The 336-nt window shown below is 62.2% G+C and carries 1 protein-coding gene; it reads right to left on the bottom strand.

The annotated features are described in order from the left end of the window. Positions 1-95 precede the first annotated feature (95 nt). Positions 96-254, bottom strand: coding sequence for a hypothetical protein (locus tag WDW90_RS38580; RefSeq protein WP_336492931.1), 159 nt, complete (start codon positions 252-254; stop codon positions 96-98). Positions 255-336 lie beyond the last annotated feature (82 nt).

Raw genomic sequence — 336 nt, 5'->3', positions numbered from 1 at the left:
TGCTCGTCCGTCAGCCAAAACTGATCCATGGGCTCCTCCTACAGGAACCCTGAATCACACCGTGGCAGGACGCGCCACCGTTATGGGTCCGGACGCTAGAACAGGGCTCGGTCGCGGATGCGGCGCTCGCGGTCAAGCCAAAATCGGATGGCCCAGATCTGCTGCGGTTTGAGGGCGCTCTTGGCGCCGAGCCTGCGCGACTTGTTCCGAGGCCTGCGATCTTTGAAGGCGGGGTTGTACTCAGAGTGTCCCATGATCTGTCTCCTGACCGGACCTGCTGGCCGGCTGGAGAAGGACTGTGGGGGCACCTAAAGGACTTTTGGCCGCTTGCAGCCT

Source organism: Methylobacterium nigriterrae (assembly GCF_037106235.1).
Taxonomy (GTDB): Bacteria; Pseudomonadota; Alphaproteobacteria; order Rhizobiales; family Beijerinckiaceae; genus Methylobacterium; species Methylobacterium nigriterrae.
This window is presented reverse-complemented; position numbering and strand designations above follow the sequence as displayed.